The sequence below is a fragment of the Streptomyces sp. NPDC005492 genome (assembly GCF_040605995.1).
Classification (GTDB): Bacteria; Actinomycetota; Actinomycetes; order Streptomycetales; family Streptomycetaceae; genus Streptomyces.
Genome location: NZ_JBEXDX010000002.1, coordinates 175962 through 191426 on the forward strand (window position 1 = coordinate 175962; position 15465 = coordinate 191426).

The following is a 15465-nucleotide window of genomic DNA, read 5'->3' on the forward strand; positions in this document are numbered from 1 at the left end:
ATCACATGTCGTCCATCGACGGCATCGAGCCCTGCAGCCCGGGCAGCAGCCAGTCCTGGAAGGGCGCGAGCACGGCCAGGACGAGGAATGCCACGCCCACGACCCGCCCCAGCAGCACACCCCGGGGCGACAGCTTCTCCAGGAAGATCACCAAGGCCAGCCCCGCCATAGCCGCCACGTTCATCACGCCCAGCGGAACGAGGACGACCATCAGCCCGGCGCAGCAGCCGACGCAGTAGGCGCCGTGGTGGAGGCCCACCCGCAGGTCGCGGGTCGGCCCCCGGAAGCCGGAGTAACGCACCAGATGGCCCAGGGGGTCGCGGCAGTGCCGCAGGCAGACGTACTTCAAGGGGCCGAGCTGGTAGAGGCCGGCGAGCAGGAAGGCGACCGAGCCGATCCAGCGACCGGCTGTGGGGTGGTTGTCCACGAGGCTGCCGGAGAGGGCCAGTGCGACGTAGGCGAGCAGCCCGAACGCCGTCCACACCAGCAGATATCCGGCGACGAACTCGACGGTGCGGACGGTCCGGGCCCAGCCGGAGGACTGTCGGCCGATGCCCCGGACCCAGGTGATGGCCACCGGCGCCATGGACGGCAGCATCATGGCCGCCATCATCGTCACCCAGAGCACCAGGAACAGCGGCAGCGCCATCCCCATCGTGCCGGGCTCGACCCCCATGTCCTGGGCCTGCCCGATCGTCAGCACCCAGGCGGGGACGGCGATCAGGACCACGAGGAACCAGGCGGCCGCGAGATCCCGCGTGGGCAGCAACCCACCACCCGTTCCGGTCGGGGCGACCGACCGGCCGGCTGTGACAGCGAAACCCCGGCTGTGACGCATCGGCGTGTTCTCCTGCGGCTCCTTCCAGGAGAGCATTTCCCCGCCCTCGGCGCGAGCTGGTCCGGGCAGTTCTTCGCGAAGGTCTTGGCGCGCATTCCCATGCCTGCCGGCTTGACCGGCAGCGGCGGCCCGGCGAGCTCTACGCCCTTGGCAGGAGCGGTCTCGACGGCGAGCCACGGGTGGCGGCAGTCATCCTTCAGGCGGCCTTGCGGGCGCGGACGACGACCGCCACGGCGACCGCGTCCTGCCGCGCGGCCGGTACGAGGCGCCGCATGAGGGCGATGGTGTCGGCGTCGAAGAGCGGGTAGCGGGTACCGGGCGCAGTCGTCGACGGAGAGGGGGCGGCGGTGGACGATCTGGATGTCCTGGAAGCCGGCGCGGGCGAGTTCGCGTACGACGTCGTCCTCGGCGAGTGCGCCAGCCACACATGCGGCCCAGGCGGCGGGGCGGGTGAGGATCTCCGGGGCAGGTCCTCCTGGTGGACGGTGAGGTCGGAGACGCACAGCCGTCCGCCGGGGCGCAGGACGCGGGCGCATTCCGCCATCACGCGTGCCTTGTGGGGCGAAGTTGTCCTGACCGCCATGGGCTTTGAACCAGCCCGCGCGCTCGGGGCGTTGCGGCTGTCACTGGGACGCTGGACCACTCGGTGGCCCGCCCGCCCGGCCGACCTCGCCCAGGCCCTCGACACCGCCTGCCGGCCTGCAAGGCCCACCCCTGTGACCTGAGCCCCCGTGCCCGCCGCGTGTCCTGTTTTCGCGCGCCTGGAGGGCCAGAACTGCCGAAGAACCCCAGGCAACACTCAAGCCACAGGCCGCTGACCTGGGGCTTCAAAAAGAGCGGGTGACGAGAATCGAACTCGCACTCTCAGCTTGGGAAGCGACGGCGCTCGGGTGGCCGTATGGCCTCTGAGCTGCGTGAATTCGCTGGATCTGGGACGCCTCACCAGCCGGTTGGCGCCGCTGTCGACCGTGGTATGGAAGCCGGTAGCGGCCCGAAGGCTCCTCTTGCAAAGCACACCATCGGTTCCCGCAGGTCTTCGAAGCTCGGCAATTCCGGCAGCCGGCTTCTCCCGCACGCCGGGCATCGGCGTCCGGCAGTGGGTCTGGCCGCCGGTCCGGTTCCGGGTCGTCGGCCGGGATCCGGCGGAGCCCGGCCGCTTTCGGGTCCTTTACGCCGGGTGAGCGGAGCTCTGTGCACCCGGCCGCGTGCCCCTGGTTCAGATGGCGGTTCCGGCCTTGATGACGTGGCGCAGGTTCTGCTCGGGGCGGGTGAGGACGCTGATGTCGTTCAGGGGGTTGCCGTCGACGACGAGCAGGTCGGCGTGGGCGCCGATGGCGAGTGTGCCGATCTCGCCTTCCATGCGCAGCAGCCGGGCGGCGGTGGTGGTGGCGGAGCGGAGGATGTCGGCGGGGGGCTGGACCTGGGCGCGCAGGGTGAACTCCTCGAGTTGGGCGGTGTGGAGGGGGCCGAGCAGGTCGCTGCCGTAGACGAGGTTGACGCCTGCCTTGTGGGCGCGTTCGAGGGCGCTCAGGCCGGCTTCGTGGACGTCGGCGATCTTTCGGTAGGACTGTTCGGCCATACCGGACTGCCTGCCGAGCCGTGCCATCTGGTCGTAGGTGACCAGCGTCGGAACCAGGAAGGCGTCGTGTTCGAGCAGCAGGCTGATGGTCTCGTCGTCGAGGAGGTTGCCGTGTTCGACGCAGCGGACGCCTGCCCGCAGGGCGCGGTTCACGCCGCGGGGGTGGTAGCCGTGCACGGTGACGTAGCGGTTGTGGTTCTCGGCCTCGGTGACAGCGGCACGGATCTCCTCGTCGGTGTACTGGACGGCCGAGACCTCGTCGTGGGGTGAGGCGACGCCCCCGCTGATCAGCATTTTCAGGTGGGCGGCGCCCTTGCGGAACTCGTCGCGGGCGGCGGCGCGCACCGCGTCCACGCCGTCGGCGACGCGAGCGAAGGCGGGGCGGCTCTGGCAACAGGGCAGGGTGTCGTCACTGAGCGGGCGGACGTCTCCGTGGCCGCCGGTCTGGGACAGGGCCTTGCCGCCGAACACCAGTCGCGGTCCGAGGGCGAGGCCCTCGTCGATCGCCCGGGCCATGCCGTGGTCGGCGCCGCCGACGTCGCGCACGGTCGTGAACCCGCGCCGCAGCATGCGCTCGGCTTCCCGCAACGCGCGGACGGTGGCGTATCCGGCCGTCCACGTGCTCGCCTCCCTCGCGTCGAAGGTGGTCAGCAGGATGTGGACGTGGGCGTCGATGAGGCCGGGCAGGACGGTGGCCCCGGCGGCGTCCAGGACCGGCACGTCCTCGGGGGCGGCGGGCGGGCGTCCGGTGCCGTGGTCGGCGATGCGGCCGTCGGCGACCTCCAGCCATGAGGCGTCGGTCAGTTCGCCGCTCTCGGGGTGCAGCAGACGGGCGTTGGTGATCAGCAGGCGGGCGGCGGCGGGGGCGGTCATGCCGGGAGTTCCTTCCAGTTGTTCCAGGCTGCGGCCGGAGGTCTTCTCGCCGAGGGGGTGTCCTGGATGGCCACCATGCCTCCAGCGGGGACGGAAGAGCCGGACGGAGGGGGGGAGGGGGCCAGAAGAGCGCGGGGCAGAAGGGTGGTGGGGATCTAATGCAACGTTAAGTGCATATGAAGTATTCATGCAACAGTTGATGCATGACATTCACCGCACTGTCCCTCCGCCCCGCGCCCGGCCGCCGGGACGAACTGGTCGCGTACTACCGCTCAGCCGGCATCCTCGAAGCGTCCGGTGCACTCGCCTCGCAGGTCCTGATCCCCGAGGACGACCCGGACACCGTCGTCGTCACCGCCTTGTGGGCCGACGACGACGCCCGCGCCGCCTGGCAGAATTCGCCCCGGCGTCTGGAATTCGCCCGTGGCATGGCACCCTTCTTCGACTCGGCCGACGCCGCGAGCACCCGCGCATTCCGCGTCGCCCACCATCACGTCACGCGGTGAACCCGCCCGGCCCGCTAGGAGAATCGGCGCAGTGACCATCGAGGCGTGGCTCACCGACCGAACCCGTGGGACGCTCGGCCCCCAGGCCGGGCGCGTCGTCCATGTCCTGGCCCGCGCACCCCAGTTCGCCGGCTACTCCTCGGCCCGCGAGGTCGCCGAGCGCGCCGGTGTCAACGTCTCCACCGTGGTCCGTACCGCCCAGCAGCTCGGCTTCGACGGCTGGCCCCAGCTACGCGAAGAGCTACGGGCTCGCTTCCTCGCCTCGGTCTCCTCGGGAGACCTCACCCCCGGCCCGGCAGCCGACACCGCGGCCCAGACCCTGCGCCAGGACGCCCACAACATCAACGCGCTCGCCACCCCCGAGACGCTGGACGCCATCCGCGCCACGGCGCGGGCCGTCAAGGCGGCCCGCCGCACCCTCGTCATCAGCTCCGGCAGCGGCGCGGGTCCCGCTCACGTCCTCAGCTACCTGGGGACCATCGCAGGCCACGACATCCAGCTCGCCCTCGGCTCCCCCACCACCCAGGCCGTCCAGGTCACCCGCCTGGAAGAGGGCGACTGCCTCATCGCCGTCAACGTCTGGCGCCTGACCCGGACCCTGCGCGCCCTCACCCGCCTCGCCCACCAGCGCGGCGCCACCGTCATCGTCCTCACCGACCTGCGCTCCTCGCCGCTCGCCGAAGACGCCGACCATCTGATCGTCACTCCCATCGAAGGCGTCCACGGCGGCCCGTCCCTGACCGCCATGGTCGCCACCGTCCAAGCCGTCCTCAGCGAACTGAGCGACGACGACGCCCTCCGCTCAGCAGGCCACATCCAGCAGATGTGGGACGAACTCGACCTGATGGACGACCAGCCCTGAACGGCGGTCCGCCGTGCCCGCTCCGCTGATCACGGCGGCGGCAGTGCGAAGGGCACGCGGCCCGCGGACCGGCCCTGAAGGTCGAGGAGCCGGTCCATGCGCTTGGCGGAGTGGAGCACCACGGTACGGTCCCGCACCTCCAGCTCCGGGAAGCGGTCGGCGAGCAGCGCCTCGAACGGGTCGACGGCGGCGAGCCCGTGGAGCCACACCATGACGAGCAGGCTGTGCGGGCCGCTCACGGAGACACACGTGCGCACCTGTTTCACACGGGCCAGGTCGTTGCCGGTCGCCTCGCGCCGGGAGTGCGGGACCGAGGCGCCGTAGATCATCGCCGTAGGCAGTCCCGCGAGGGGGCGGGCCAGGTCGCAGCGGAGGGTGATCTCGCCTCGCGCAGCATGCGCTGGAGCCATCGGCGGGCGGTGTGCTCGCTCATGCCCGTCATGGCGGCCAGTTCGGTGTAGCCGAGTCTGGCGTCGTCACGCCGAGCCCGGCGGCCACCGCGACGGTCTTGTGTGCCACCACCCAGATCCGCTCGCGGGGGAAGCGGTCCATCTCCTGGGGGAAGCCGACCGACGGGTTGAGGGCCCGGTATCCGGCGTCCTGGAGTGCCTGGGTGACCTTGCGGGCGGCGTGGTTGGCCTGTTCGTCGGTCTGGTGGAACTCCTGTTGGCCACGCTGCGGGCGGGGGAGCGGCAGTTGTCGCGGTTCATCCGGACCGCCATCGCGATCAGGGTGCGGGTACCGGGCAGTGCGGACTGGGCGTACTCGCGTTCACCGGCCAGGTCGGGGTGGTCCAGGCTGACCGCGGCCGCGTCGTCGGCGCCGGCCGTCAGGCACAGCTCGCGCAGCCAGGCCGCGTCGATCACCTTCGGCGGGCGCACCACGTCACCGGCCCTGCGCCGGGCGAGCACTGCCTGCACTGATAGGTGGGCGGCCAGCTTCGCCGGAAGCCTGAGAGGCGGGGCCGTCGGTTGCCCCTCTGCGTCGCGTGCGGCGGCCATCCAATGCTCTTGGGGATTCGGGATTCGGGATTCGGGATTCGGGATTCGGGGCTCGCCTCGACGGCGACGAAACCGATCAGTTTCCACCTACCCTGAACCGATCGGTTTTCGCACGCAAGCCCTAGCGGCGAGCCTCTCCTTCGGGCTGTCGGTCAGGTTCCTCGCGGGCGTCGGTGATCGATCGTCAGGCGATCAGGACTCAGCCGGAGAGTCAGGCCGCGAGTCGGGCCGCGAGTCGGGCCGAGGTGCTGGCCCCCGGCTGGCAACGGGCATGGGGGCCCATGGGAGTTGCTCGGTCGCCGGGAGTCGGCTGCGACTCGTCGAGCGCGTCGCTCGCCGCGGCTGTTCGTCGAGCGCATCGCTCACTGCAGCCGCTCGTCACGCGATACGTCAGCGCATGTCCGCCGCATCGAGCAGGGTGGTCACGGTGGGGACGATGAGCCCTGCCTGCGTGTCGGCTTTGATTCCCGCACGGGCGCTGGCGCCGTCGAAGACCAGGATCAGCTGACGGGCCAGCAGGTCCGGGTCGCTCGCCCCGCCCTGTTCGGCCTCGGCGCGGAAGAAGGCTGTCAGGTTCTCCTTGACCCGATGGGCCACCCGGCTCGCGGGGTGGCCCGGGTCCTTGAGCTCGATCTGCACGACGAGGTACCGGCAGCCCTGGAAGTCGGGTGCACCCGCCTGTGTCTCCGCCCGTTCGAAGACGTGCAGGATCCGCTCGCGGGGTGGACGGTTGTCGTCCGCCGCGGGAAGGAGGGCCGTCACGTAGGCGGAGGTGCGTTCCTCCAGGCTTGCCGCCAGCAGTTCGCCTTTGCTCTCGAACAGCTTGTACATGGAGCGCTTGGACACCCCCGCCGCCTTGCACAGCGCGTCGACGCCGATGTTGACGCCGTCTCGGTAGGTGAGCGTGGCCGCTGCCTCCAGCAGTCGCTCTCGGGAGCTTGGCATTGTTTCGGTGGTCATATTGCGAGGTTAACTCGATTCCGGCCTATTGGAAACCGATCGGTTTACGGTGAATGCCGCGAGGAAGCGGTAGAGGCCGGGCGACGCCTTGATGGGGGTGGCGTCCGGGCGTCGGCACCCCCATCGCGGTCTGCGGAATTGGTGCGCTCACCCTCCTTGCCGCGCCCGGTGCGCCCGGCATCGCTCGCCTGCCGCTGCTCTGAGCTGCTGTGGCTTCCCCCCGGGGGCACCTCCGAGGGCCGGCGTGTCCACCGGCCTCGGAAGTTCAGCCCGCATCGTGCGTGCCTCCACCGGTGATGATCGGAGCGCAGGACATTTCTCGCCACGGTGGACAGGCTCAGTGGGCGATCACAGGCTCGCCCTCCGACGGTGCCAGAGCCGCATTCGGCATCAGGAACGCCGTGAGCACCGCACCGACCACGAAGATCCCGGCGCCCCACGCCAGGGTGGCCGTGTAGCTCTCGACCCCGGCTTGGGCCACGGTCAGCGCGCCGGGCTTGTGCGAGGACAGGTAGTCGGTCGCGGCGGATGAGGCAACGGTGGTCAGCAGTGCCGTGCTGATCGAGCCGCCCACTTGCTGGCTGGTGTTGATCAGCGCCGAGGCGACGCCCGCGTCCTCGTGGTGCACGCCTGCGGTCGCACCCTGGAACGCGGTGGTCATCACCGCACCGATGCCGAGGCCCAGCAGGATCATGCCCGGCATGATGTGCGCGACGTAGGTGCTGTCCAGCGTGAGCCGGGTCAGCAGGGCCATGCCGGATGCGGAGACCAGGAAGCCGGCGCTGACCACGGCCTTCGGGCCGATCTTGGGCAGCAGCAGCGAAGGCACCGTGGTCGAAGAGGCGACGATGCCGCCGACCATCGGCAGGAAGGACAGACCGGCCTCGATCGGCGAGTAGCCGATGCTGGCCTCCAGGTAATAGGTCAGGAACAGGAAGATCGAGAACATCCCCATGCCCAGGACGAACACGGCCAGGAACGAACCGCCTCGGGTCCGGTCCAGCACGACTCGCAGCGGCAGCAGCGGATGCGCGACCCTGAGCTCCAGCCAGACGAATACCGCGAGCAGCACCACGCCGCTGATCATGGAGCCGAGGGCGACCGGGTCGGTCCAACTGGTGGACTCGACGTGCGCGAATCCGTAGACGATGCCGAACAGCGCGGCGCTCACCACGACGGTGCCGGGAATGTCGATCTTGGGTCGTTCGGTGACCACGGGCTTGGCCAGCAACAGCAGCGCACCGACCAGTGCGACGCCCGCGAAGACGACGTTCACGTACATCACCCAGCGCCATGACGCCCACTCGGTGAGCATGCCGCCGAGCAGGAGTCCGACCGCGGCGCCCGCACCGGACAACGCACTGAAGATGCCGAACGCCTTCGGCCTTTCCGCCGGGTCGGTGAAGGTCACGCTGAGCAGTGACAGCGCCGCGGGCGCGAGCAGCGCGGCGAACAGCCCCTGGGCCACGCGGGCCGCGACGAGGATCTCGAAGCTGCCGGCCGCGCCGCCGACGACGGATGCGGCCGCGAAACCGATCAGGCCGGTCACGAAGGTCGTACGCCGGCCGAACAGGTCACCGAGTCGGCCCCCGAGCAGCAGCAGGCTGCCGAACGCCAGGGCGTAACCCGTGATGACCCACTGCCGGCTGCCGTCGCTGAAACCGAGGTCATGCTGCGCCTGTGGCAGCGCGATGTTCACGACGGTCGCATCGAGCGTGACCATGAGCTGCGCCACGCCCAGCACGACGAGCACCAACCAGCGCACGGCATGTGAGCCGCGGCGGCCCGAGTCTGTTTTCCCGGAGGCGGGCGCCCCGCGGTCGAAGGTGGTACTCACGTTTCCCCTTAGTCGCTGGTCATGGGCCGACCACTGGTCGGAAACCGATCTGTTTCCACCCAGGAAAACAGATCGGTTTCCTAGGCGCAAGTCAACGGATCGCTTCTGGCCCGGGAGTGACCCGACAGGGTCGAAGCCCGCGCAGGCCGATGGCGCCGCCTCGGCAGGCGACTGATCGCTCGGCGTCGCGGCACGGCCGTTCGGTCGACGGAGCGTCCATATCGGAGCCGGCAACGTGTGCCGTACCGCCAAGACAGCGGGACGCCCGGCCGTGCTTGGCCGGTGGGTCGGCCGTCTACGGCGACACTCTGGACGCGCCCGGGCCGGGTGCTGCCGCCACTGAAGGCCGTCTATGGCACGGCAACCGCGGCGGGCCGGGCCGCAGGACGTCGGCCGCCTGGCCGTGAGTGCGCGCTGCTGATGTTCGTGTCACGGGGAGTCCGCCACCCGACACGGGTCCCGTTCTCCGCGGCGGCCGTGGCGATCCGCGACCTGAAGGTGGCCGTGCCCGGCGGCCCGCAGTGCCGCGCGTGCATCGACGGTGCACCCGGCTCGACGTCCACGCTGCGAGGTGACCTCTCCAGTCCTCCGGCTCCACCTCGCGACCGGCATCGTCCCGGAGTGGCTCTACGGCACGGTCGGACCGGGAACCTGCTGGGCTTGCGCCGGGAAACCGATCGGTTTAGCCTGCTGGAAACCGATCGGTTTCTCATTCTCCGGTGAGAGTCGTGACCGTTTTGGTAATCCCCCTCACACACCAGGAGTCGGCGAGATGCCCAGCCAAGAGTCACGTCCCACGATCCACATTCCGGGTACCACCAGTCACACCATCACCCCGCGCGCGGGCCTTGACGGCCGCGAGGGAACGCTGCGGTACCTCAAGGCGGGTACCGGTGCCCCGCTGGTCCTGCTGCACACCGTGCGCACCCAGGCGGAGCACTTCCGCCACCTCATCCCGCTGATCGCGGACCGGTACACGGTGTACGCCCTCGATCTGCCGGGGATGGGCTACTCCCAGATCGTGCCCGGCGCCTCGTACGAAGAGCCGGCCATGCGCGCGGGCGTCGAGCGGCTCCTGACCGAACTCGACCTCCACGACGTGACGTTGGTGGGGGAGTCCATGGGTGCGGTGCTCGCCCTGACCACCGCTGCCGAGTTGCCGGAGCGCGTCCGGCGCGTCGTCGCGGTGAACGCCTACGACTTCCGCGGCGGAATCGCCCGCTCCAGCCTCCTCGCCCGCGTGGTGGTCACCGGTGTCCTCGCCCCCGTAGTGGGCCCGGTGATCGCCGGGGTAGAGCCCAAGCCCGTCCTCCGCAAGATCCTTCAGGGCGGCCTCGGCGACAAGAGCGCCCTGCGGACGGACTACGTGGATGAGCTCCTCCAGGTGGGCGCCCGCCCCGGCTACCCGACCGTCGCCCGGGGCGTGTACCAGGCCCTGCCCAGCCTCATCGCAGCCCGCCCGCGCTACCCCGAGGTCAAAGCCCCCGTCCACCTCGTCTACGGCGAGAACGACTGGTCCCGCCCCTCGGATCGGCAGGCCAACCAGCGACTGATGCCGGCCGCCGACTTCACCCAGGTGCAGGGAGCGGGCCACTTCATCGCCCTGGAGAGGCCCGACGTGCTGGCCGACCTGTTGAACGCGGTGGCCTGACCCCCGGGAGCGCCGACCCGAGGAGGAGCGCGGCGCGCAAGGCGTCGGGGTCCGGGTCGGTGAGAGTGTCGTCGTCGGGGAGTTCGCACCAGCCGCCGAACCAGTCGTCCATCAGCTCCGGGCCCGGTGCCACGAGCCAGGAGTTGCTGCACAGATGCCGTACCGGCAGGCCGTCCCCGCTGCTCTCGGCGCCGCCGGTCTGGATGGCGTAGTAGAGGCGTTCGCTGGGGCTGTCGTAGAGGACCGGGCCGATCGGGGCGCCGAGGGCGCGTGGCGCAGCGTGGTGCGCACGGACATCAGGTGCCTCCCTGCCGCTGGAGGTGGACCTCGACAACTGCTGCCGGCCGACGGGCCCAGGGAGGCCGTCCGGCCACGGCTCAGGCCACACCAAGGGCACGCCACCCTCAAATTGGTCTGGATAACAAGAAACCCCGGGTCATCGACCTGGGGGTTTCATATGGAGCGGGTGACGAGAATCGAACTCGCACTCTCAGCTTGGGAAGCTGATGTTCTACCACTAAACTACACCCGCGCAAGACGCCGGTTGAACCGGTGTCGGAACGCTCCGTCACTCTACCGCATGTCGGGTCCCCGGTGCTGATGCCATGGGGGCCCGGTCGCGTTTCGGAGGGCGGACGGGGCTGCGGGGGGCCGGAGTTGGGGCGTACGGTGGAGGCGTGGGAGAGGGTCCGGGTGGGACCGGAGTGCCGCCTGGAGAGTCGTTCCTTTCATCCCGTAATGTGGCATTTGGTGTCCGGCGAGCAGCAGCCGGACGCGGCTCTTGGGGAAGGGACTCATGGACTTGATGGAGCGCACCGTCGTCCGTTGTGCCGATGGGCACGTGTTCAGCACCGCTTCGTTCCCGATGCAGCAGGCCGAGCGGCTCGGTCCCGGACGGCTCGTCCGGTGTCCACGGTGTGCCCGGCTCCGCAGCGCGGTGCCGGTGACCTTGGAGAAGCGGTAGAGGCCGAAGAAGCAGCGGTACCGGAGTAGTCGCAGGCGCGCGGGTCCGTCCGATGGTGGTCGGTCCGCGCGTCTTGCGTATCCTCGGGGCGTGCTTCTCTCAGACAAGGACATCCGGGCCGAGATCGACGCCGGGCGGGTCCGGATCGATCCCTACGACGAATCCATGGTGCAGCCGTCCAGTGTCGACGTGCGCCTCGACCGCTACTTCCGGGTGTTCGAGAACCACCGCTACCCTCACATCGACCCCTCCGTCGAGCAGGCGGATCTGACGCGGCTGGTGGAACCGGAGGGCGACGAGCCGTTCATCCTCCACCCCGGTGAGTTCGTGCTCGCCTCGACTTACGAGGTCGTCTCCCTCCCCGACGATCTCGCCTCGCGCCTGGAGGGGAAGTCCTCCCTCGGCCGGCTCGGGCTCGTCACGCACTCCACCGCCGGCTTCATCGACCCCGGCTTCTCCGGGCACGTCACGCTGGAGCTGTCGAATCTCGCGACGCTCCCCATCAAGCTCTGGCCGGGCATGAAGATCGGCCAACTCTGCATGTTCCGGCTCAGCTCGCCGGCCGAGTTCCCGTACGGCAGCGAGCGCTACGGCTCCCGCTACCAGGGCCAGCGCGGCCCGACCGCCTCCCGCTCCTTCCTCAACTTCCACCGGACGCAGGTGTGAGCATGGGGGACACGGGCGTGCGGGAGAACCTGACCTACGAAGGGTTCGGCGTCGCCGTGCGCGAACTCGCGCAGACCATCGCCGACGACGGCTACGAGCCCGACATCGTCCTCAGCATCGCGCGCGGCGGGGTGTTCGTCGCCGGCGGCCTGGCCTACGCCCTGGACTGCAAGAACATCAGCCTCGTGAACGTCGAGTTCTACACAGGCGTCGGCACCACCCTCGACATGCCGGTCATGCTCGCGCCCGTCCCGAACGTCATCGACTTCTCCGACAAGAAGGTCCTGATCACCGACGACGTCGCCGACACCGGCAAGACCCTCAAACTGGTCCGCGACTTCTGCCTCGACGCCGTCGCCGAGGTGCGCAGCGCGGTCGTCTACGAGAAGTCGCAGTCGCTGGTGAAGTGCGAGTACGTGTGGAAGCGGACCGACGACTGGATCAACTTCCCGTGGAGTGTGTTGCCTGTAGTACGTAAGTCGGGCGAGCAGGTCACGCCGTCACGAGAAGCACTCTGACCTGCTGGCCTGCCAACCGAAGATTTACCGGCGGTTGATGTCGCGGTGGCCTCTCAAGTGCCCAGGCTGTTGGTGGTCGGCAGGAGGGCGGCCAAGTCGGTGTCGTCCGGGCGGTGGACGGCCTCGGCCGCCTTGCGCAGAACGGCGCGGTCGACCTTGTCCGCGTCCGCGATCAGATGAACCACCACGGCGTCGATGGACACCGCGTATTCGTGGCTGGCACCTGCTTTGCGGTACCAGGCGTCGCCGTCGTGCTCGCAGGTGACCCGCTTGTCCGACACCTCGCCCAGTGGCTGCTTGGGGCAGCTCTGCGCTGTCATGGTGCCGTGACCTGCGAAGAGGCCGAACTTGGTGGTGCCCTCGTCGGACCGGTACGCGACAACGAACTCGTCCTCGTACTCGCCGGCCGACTCCTTGAACACGGTGTAGCCGGAGACCTTGGTGACATAGACGAGTTCCGGCGCGACGCCCCAGACATGCGCGGCGGCGTCGAGGTCGGCGCTGTCGGCGGTCGCTCCGCCGTTCTTGTCCGCGTCGCATCCTGTGAGGAGAACTGGCAGCAGGAGGAGGGGGAGCAGCGCACGCGCGGGTCGCATCATGCCCACACCTTTTCGCATGGACATGCCGTAGGAACAATCGATTTCCGGATTCCCTCCCCCACGTTGTGACCGCGGGTCCAAATCCCACCCGCGTCGTGTCCGTGACTGACTGTGGTTCCCCGCTCGATCTGGTCGCGGTTGTGGTGCGAATGTGCAGAGAGTGGGTGGCGCTGCGGTCAGTGCTCGCGGAGGCCGCATTCAGCTGGGTAGAGGGTGGATCCCGGGATGATCCCGGACGGTGTTTGCGTGAGTTGGATGCACGCGGCGCCGGACGAGTCGGCCGTCAGGGCGTCGATACGTACCGTCACAGCAGGTTGCATGAAGGGCGGCACGTGCAGTTCGGCCTCAGCCGGCGGCGGGAGCGGTGTGCCTTCGAGGACGGCGATGGCTGTGAGAGTGCCGTCGAGTTGGAGCTCCGTCTCCTCGATGGTCAGCCGCCAGTGAAGCTCTGCTTCTGCGATGAGTTGCCTGCCGTAGCGTCCGTGGGCGCGAAGGACAGCGCGACGGCTGCGGATGCGCCGCGCTATCGCGCAGCAGAGTGGGACGTTTGTTCCGTGGGCGGTGTCCACTCGGTTGTGGCCGGCGGGCGGCAAGGCGCACAGCGCGTCGAACAGGAGGCCGAGGGCTGCGTCTTTGATGCGCGGCCGTTGGCCGTGCTCGACGAGATTGAGCAGGATCGGGGTGGCCGCGTACGCGGCCGGGAACACCATGCCGGCGTGGTCACAGACGAAGCCGCCACCGGCGAGGAGGGATGCTGCGTCACCCGTCTCGTTGGCGGTGGTGGACACCGTCAGCCGCCGCAGTGCGTGGGCTACGCGCTCTGGGTCGTCGCACTGGTCACCCGTCGGGTTGGATATCGCGGACCAGTTCACGGCGTCGATGGCATCAACGGACACACTCGCATTCTGCCCGAGTCCACTACGGGCAGGCCTTGGCGTTGACCTGGGCGAACGCCGGAAGTACGACTTCGACGGGCTCGGTTGTCTTCAGCGTGGTTCCCCGCTGTTCCCCGCCTTATCCGGTGCGCCTGTGGTGCGGTCACTCGGCTACCCGGTTCGGCTTGTAGCGCTCGGGAAAGTTGGGGTGCTTCTGGTAGGGCAGGGCGAGATCGAGTAGGTCGTCGCAGGGCCAGAGGTCGCCGTCGAACTGGCAGTCGTCACGGTCGTCCCAAGGTCGCTCGGGGTCGCCTTCGGCCGGACTGAGCGTATGCCGGTTCAGCACGTGCCGCTTGGCCTCGACTTCGCGCAGCACGCGGGCAGGGGCGTGCAGGGCCACGTGCTGCGCGATCGCAGTGTGGAAGCTGGTGGGATCACCTCGGCCGAAGTCGACTGCGGCTCTGTGCGCGATCCACTCCGCGGAGAATCCGGCCCCGTCACAGCGCCGGGCCAGGTCGGCGTCTTCGTCCAGGCGCGCCTTGAGGAACGCAACCAGATCGTTGGTCATGGCGGCATCCTCAACCATGGGGCCTGCGTCGGCACTTGCTTTATGCCCGTCGCTCATCTCCGATCGTTGGACCAACACGCTTTCCAACTGTGTTGGTTGGGTGGCGGGTGTTCTTCGGGAGCGTTCACCTGGGTTCGTGTGCGGCCGGTCGCCCACGCGGGGACGGCTTCAGGTCTCCCCTGAACGCCCGTGAACGGGCCTGAACGAGACGGAAAATGAGACGGCCGTGAGCGATCCATCCCTTCTCGTTGGGGTGGTGAGCCCGAAGGAGGACGTAGGCCCTTGTTGGCCAAATAGGCATGCTTGTCCGGCTTCTTGGCGTGTCCTCACACTTCCGGCATGGTGTATCGGTGCCGTGCGCAGACCGACGACGGGACGTTGTGCAAGAACCGAGTGACTGGGCCAGACATGTGCTGCTACCGCCATACCGGTCGGTTGGCTGGACGCGTCCCCCCGCCCCGCAAACAGCCTGCGAAGCGGGCTCAACCCCCGCCCCGAGCACCGCGACAGTCGCGTCTCGGGTGTGCGGCCGTCGGCCCGTGTTAGCGGATATCGGTCATGTGGGTAACACACCTGAGTGGACTGGATATCTCCGGTGAGCACGCTGGCCGGCGCCGTCGTCGGGGTGGGTTCCGCACTGATCGCCGAGCGCATCCGCTCACGTCGTGACCTGGAGCGGGAGGGTGCGCAGACACGGAGGTCGGTCTACTCCGACTTCCTCATGGCACTCAGCCGTGCGCACTCCGAGATGCGGATGGTCGTTCTCAAACCTGACCGCCCGACCGGCGAACGACTCTACGGTGATCTCTATCGGGCCCTGGACAACTCGGGCGTCTGGAGGCTGAGACAGAGCCTGTCGCTCACCGCCTCGGCCGAGATCATTCAACTGGCGGTGAGCGCCTGTGATGCACTGATTCGCATGCGGGACGGGCTCGTCGAGGACCCGGATGTCCGAAGCGACTCCTACCTTCGAGTGAGAGCCGACCTCTGGAGGGAGAACGCTCATCTTCGGGAAGCCATGCGCAGAGACCTGGGCATGGACGGGCCACCGGATCCTGAGGTGGGTCAGTACCGCTATCCGGCCTCATCGTGAACACGCCCGAGCGGGGCTGTGGTTTTCTGCGAAGGCGGTGGGCTCCCGGTGCGGAACCGGGAGCCCACCGCCGTC

16 protein-coding genes, 1 tRNA gene and 1 pseudogene are annotated in these 15465 nt (G+C 69.1%); 7 read left to right on the forward strand and 11 right to left on the reverse strand.

Features of this window, described 5'->3' with window-relative positions; all coding sequences use genetic code 11:
* Position 1: 1 nt before the first annotated feature.
* Positions 2 to 838, reverse strand: a complete 837-nt coding sequence (locus ABZT04_RS03585; protein WP_356052495.1) for a DUF2182 domain-containing protein — start codon at positions 836 to 838, stop codon at positions 2 to 4.
* Between the two features lie 196 nt (positions 839 to 1034).
* On the reverse strand, positions 1035 to 1382 hold the full coding sequence (locus ABZT04_RS03590; RefSeq protein WP_356052497.1) for a hypothetical protein: 348 nt from the start codon (positions 1380 to 1382) through the stop codon (positions 1035 to 1037).
* 520 nt (positions 1383 to 1902) lie between these two features.
* On the opposite strand from ABZT04_RS03590, the pseudogene ABZT04_RS03595 reads away from it, so the two are divergent.
* A pseudogene (locus ABZT04_RS03595) lies at positions 1903 to 2019 on the forward strand (amino acid ABC transporter substrate-binding protein); the annotation flags it as partial.
* Positions 2020 to 2054: 35 nt separating this feature from the next.
* Here ABZT04_RS03595 and ABZT04_RS03600 read toward each other — a convergent pair.
* On the reverse strand, positions 2055 to 3290 hold the full coding sequence (locus ABZT04_RS03600) for an amidohydrolase family protein (protein ID WP_356052499.1): 1236 nt from the start codon (positions 3288 to 3290) through the stop codon (positions 2055 to 2057).
* A gap of 203 nt (positions 3291 to 3493) precedes the next feature.
* Here ABZT04_RS03600 and ABZT04_RS03605 point away from each other — a divergent pair, with 203 nt between their 5' ends.
* Positions 3494 to 3796, forward strand: a complete 303-nt coding sequence (locus ABZT04_RS03605; RefSeq protein WP_356052501.1) for an antibiotic biosynthesis monooxygenase family protein — start codon at positions 3494 to 3496, stop codon at positions 3794 to 3796.
* A gap of 31 nt (positions 3797 to 3827) precedes the next feature.
* A complete protein-coding gene (locus ABZT04_RS03610; protein ID WP_356052503.1) occupies positions 3828 to 4658 on the forward strand; it encodes a MurR/RpiR family transcriptional regulator in 831 nt (276 codons plus the stop codon).
* 29 nt (positions 4659 to 4687) lie between these two features.
* On the opposite strand, the gene ABZT04_RS03615 is transcribed toward ABZT04_RS03610, so the two are convergent.
* From ABZT04_RS03615 to ABZT04_RS03625, 3 genes are all read right to left on the reverse strand, one after another.
* Positions 4688 to 5068 (reverse strand): hypothetical protein, encoded by a 381-nt coding sequence (locus ABZT04_RS03615; RefSeq protein ID WP_356052505.1) that lies wholly within the window; start codon positions 5066 to 5068, stop codon positions 4688 to 4690.
* Between the two features lie 981 nt (positions 5069 to 6049).
* Positions 6050 to 6619, reverse strand: coding sequence for a TetR/AcrR family transcriptional regulator (locus tag ABZT04_RS03620; RefSeq protein ID WP_356052507.1), 570 nt, complete (start codon positions 6617 to 6619; stop codon positions 6050 to 6052).
* A 337-nt stretch (positions 6620 to 6956) separates the two neighbouring features.
* The gene (locus ABZT04_RS03625) at positions 6957 to 8456 is read right to left on the reverse strand and encodes an MFS transporter (RefSeq protein WP_356052509.1); all 1500 of its coding nucleotides are present in this window, start codon (positions 8454 to 8456) and stop codon (positions 6957 to 6959) included.
* A 772-nt stretch (positions 8457 to 9228) separates the two neighbouring features.
* Here ABZT04_RS03625 and ABZT04_RS03630 point away from each other — a divergent pair.
* A complete protein-coding gene (locus ABZT04_RS03630) occupies positions 9229 to 10107 on the forward strand; it encodes an alpha/beta hydrolase (RefSeq protein WP_356052512.1) in 879 nt (292 codons plus the stop codon).
* Here ABZT04_RS03630 and ABZT04_RS03635 read toward each other — a convergent pair.
* Together ABZT04_RS03635 and ABZT04_RS03640 are read right to left on the reverse strand one after the other, a co-directional pair.
* Positions 10052 to 10495, reverse strand: a complete 444-nt coding sequence (locus tag ABZT04_RS03635) for a hypothetical protein (RefSeq protein ID WP_356053047.1) — start codon at positions 10493 to 10495, stop codon at positions 10052 to 10054. The two genes, ABZT04_RS03630 and ABZT04_RS03635, sit on opposite strands and share 56 nt — an antisense overlap.
* 70 nt (positions 10496 to 10565) lie before the next feature.
* Positions 10566 to 10639 (reverse strand) — tRNA-Gly (locus ABZT04_RS03640).
* A gap of 522 nt (positions 10640 to 11161) precedes the next feature.
* Here ABZT04_RS03640 and dcd point away from each other — a divergent pair.
* On the forward strand, positions 11162 to 11737 hold the full coding sequence (dcd, locus tag ABZT04_RS03645; RefSeq protein ID WP_266770151.1) for a dCTP deaminase: 576 nt from the start codon (positions 11162 to 11164) through the stop codon (positions 11735 to 11737).
* A 2-nt stretch (positions 11738 to 11739) separates the two neighbouring features.
* Positions 11740 to 12255 carry a phosphoribosyltransferase gene (locus ABZT04_RS03650; protein ID WP_356052515.1) on the forward strand — a complete coding sequence of 172 codons (516 nt, stop codon included), beginning with the start codon at positions 11740 to 11742 and terminating at the stop codon, positions 12253 to 12255.
* A 53-nt stretch (positions 12256 to 12308) separates the two neighbouring features.
* Here ABZT04_RS03650 and ABZT04_RS03655 read toward each other — a convergent pair whose 3' ends face one another.
* From ABZT04_RS03655 to ABZT04_RS03665, 3 genes are all read right to left on the reverse strand, one after another.
* A complete protein-coding gene (locus tag ABZT04_RS03655) occupies positions 12309 to 12854 on the reverse strand; it encodes a hypothetical protein (protein ID WP_356052518.1) in 546 nt (181 codons plus the stop codon).
* A gap of 176 nt (positions 12855 to 13030) precedes the next feature.
* Complete coding sequence (locus ABZT04_RS03660) at positions 13031 to 13642, reverse strand: hypothetical protein (protein WP_356052520.1); 612 nt, start codon at positions 13640 to 13642, stop codon at positions 13031 to 13033.
* A 250-nt stretch (positions 13643 to 13892) separates the two neighbouring features.
* On the reverse strand, positions 13893 to 14297 hold the full coding sequence (locus tag ABZT04_RS03665) for a DUF6221 family protein (RefSeq protein WP_356052522.1): 405 nt from the start codon (positions 14295 to 14297) through the stop codon (positions 13893 to 13895).
* 595 nt (positions 14298 to 14892) lie between these two features.
* Here ABZT04_RS03665 and ABZT04_RS03670 point away from each other — a divergent pair.
* Complete coding sequence (locus tag ABZT04_RS03670; RefSeq protein ID WP_356052524.1) at positions 14893 to 15390, forward strand: hypothetical protein; 498 nt, start codon at positions 14893 to 14895, stop codon at positions 15388 to 15390.
* The last annotated feature ends 75 nt before the right edge of the window (positions 15391 to 15465 follow it).

Excerpts from the sequence above, each read along its gene's own strand:
- ABZT04_RS03630 (WP_356052512.1), top strand. The coding sequence starts at position 9,229 with ATGCCCAGCCAAGAGTCACGTCCCACGATCCACATTCCGGGTACCACC.
- ABZT04_RS03650 (WP_356052515.1), top strand. The coding sequence starts at position 11,740 with ATGGGGGACACGGGCGTGCGGGAGAACCTGACCTACGAAGGGTTCGGC.
- ABZT04_RS03605 (WP_356052501.1), top strand. The coding sequence starts at position 3,494 with ATGACATTCACCGCACTGTCCCTCCGCCCCGCGCCCGGCCGCCGGGAC.
- ABZT04_RS03585 (WP_356052495.1), bottom strand. The coding sequence starts at position 838 with ATGCGTCACAGCCGGGGTTTCGCTGTCACAGCCGGCCGGTCGGTCGCC.
- ABZT04_RS03600 (WP_356052499.1), bottom strand. The coding sequence starts at position 3,290 with ATGACCGCCCCCGCCGCCGCCCGCCTGCTGATCACCAACGCCCGTCTG.
- ABZT04_RS03620 (WP_356052507.1), bottom strand. The coding sequence starts at position 6,619 with ATGACCACCGAAACAATGCCAAGCTCCCGAGAGCGACTGCTGGAGGCA.
- ABZT04_RS03655 (WP_356052518.1), bottom strand. The coding sequence starts at position 12,854 with ATGATGCGACCCGCGCGTGCGCTGCTCCCCCTCCTCCTGCTGCCAGTT.
- ABZT04_RS03590 (WP_356052497.1), bottom strand. The coding sequence starts at position 1,382 with ATGGCGGAATGCGCCCGCGTCCTGCGCCCCGGCGGACGGCTGTGCGTC.
- ABZT04_RS03665 (WP_356052522.1), bottom strand. The coding sequence starts at position 14,297 with ATGACCAACGATCTGGTTGCGTTCCTCAAGGCGCGCCTGGACGAAGAC.
- ABZT04_RS03615 (WP_356052505.1), bottom strand. The coding sequence starts at position 5,068 with ATGGCTCCAGCGCATGCTGCGCGAGGCGAGATCACCCTCCGCTGCGAC.